Raw genomic sequence first — 1,558 nt, forward strand, 5'->3', positions numbered from 1 at the left:
TAACAGCCATGATGTTTCCCTTCAAGAAGGGGGTTGATGTACGGATACGTATTTGGGGTGTGTTCGCTGCTTGCCGTGATCAGCACGGCAGGCAACAAACAAGGCGGGCAAGCGTGCGATGCCGCAGCTACGGTATGTCCCCCGCGCCAAGTGGGACAACGGCCCGCGCACCACCCACGGACACCGCGTGTTGTGGCGCCCGGGCACCGTCCAGGGAACTCGGACACGGCTTGCCCGCGCACGGTCCCGTGCCACTGGCAAGCCGCACGAACTCCGCGCATCGATGGCAACGCCGAACGCAGGCACGCGGGTGGGCACGCCATGGGCCGATGGGGCTGGCTTCAGATCCAGGACTCGTCACGCACCACATCTGACGTCTGCCCGATGATGGACAGTTGCACTTGCGCTGCGGCGCCGGAGGCGCTAATGACGCCGTTGGCCCGGCCATCGGTGTCGAACTCCCCGCCATCGGTGATCGAAAAGTCCAGCCGCAGCCGCCCGCCTTCGTTCACCATCTTGCCGCCGTAAGGCGCGCTCGCCAAGTTCACCCAGGTGCCGGTGCTGTCCTGCACCCAGTAACCGTTGGCGCCGATCTTCGGGTCCACATACAAGCTAAAGGCCTCTCTGCTGCCGGCAGTCTTGAGCGTGGCCTGGAAACGCGTCAGCGCGATCGGCGCCTCCAGCGCCTGGGGCGTCTGCGCGGGGAGCGCCTTTTGCTCCAGGCTGATGATGCGGGCAGTGCTGGCGAAATGGACCTTGCCCTCCTGGCTACCGACCACCAAGGTAATCGGGCTGCTGGCGTGGCTGCTCGTCGTCACGCTCAGGGAGGTGACTGCGGTCTGCATCCTGTCCTGGATGCCGTCTGCGTTGCCATCGCCGGTTGCAGCACCCGCGGGGCCGACCGCCCGATTTTCCTGGGCGTCGGACGCGGCGTCGTTGTCTGCATTCGGTTCCCTGAAGTCTCTGGGTTCAGGTTCAGGTGCAGGTGCAGGTGCGATGCAGATGAATGTGAAGGTGAAGATGCATATGCATATGCAACTCCGAGGTTGTCCACGGCCTGGTTCGTGAAGCTGGCCGCGTCGTTGCCTGTCGTGTCCTGTATCACCTCGTGGCCGGTCGTGGGCTTGGTGTAGCTCAGCTTGACCGTCTCGCTGCTGCCCACGCGGCGGTTCAGCGTCAGCGTGACGGTCTTGCCCGTGACGGCCACACTGTTCACGCTGATGGCCGCGTTGCCCGCGCTACTCACCGCAAAGGCCGAGGCGGCTGCGATCCTCACGGCATCCAGGTCAGCCACGTCGATGTAAGTCAGCACCAGTTGGTCGCTGCGGACCGTGGCGCTCCCCAGCACCGGGGCCGTGACGTCCGGGATCAGATTGGTTACAGCCTGGTTCGTGAAGCTGGCCGCGTCGTTTCCGGCAGCGTCCTGTATCACCTCGTCCCCGGTCGGGGGCCGGGTGTAGCTCAGCGTGACCGTTTCGCCGCCGGCCACGTCGCGGTCCAGCACCAGGGTCACGGTCCTGCCCGATACAAACACCCTGATGACGCTGATGGCCTCATT

At 64.8% G+C, this 1,558-nt stretch carries 2 protein-coding genes; both read right to left on the reverse strand.

Annotated features, from left to right (window positions below):
* Positions 1–341: 341 nt before the first annotated feature.
* Complete coding sequence (locus VTU_RS0115280; RefSeq protein ID WP_029554445.1) at positions 342–845, reverse strand: choice-of-anchor U domain-containing protein; 504 nt, start codon at positions 843–845, stop codon at positions 342–344.
* Positions 821–1,558 (reverse strand): SwmB domain-containing protein (locus VTU_RS27525; RefSeq protein WP_040892934.1); only part of this gene is annotated, 738 nt, incomplete at its 5' end. The genes VTU_RS27525 and VTU_RS0115280, both read right to left, overlap by 25 nt.

It is taken from the genome of Verminephrobacter aporrectodeae subsp. tuberculatae At4 (assembly GCF_000193225.1).
GTDB classification, from domain to species: Bacteria; Pseudomonadota; Gammaproteobacteria; order Burkholderiales; family Burkholderiaceae_C; genus Acidovorax; species Acidovorax aporrectodeae.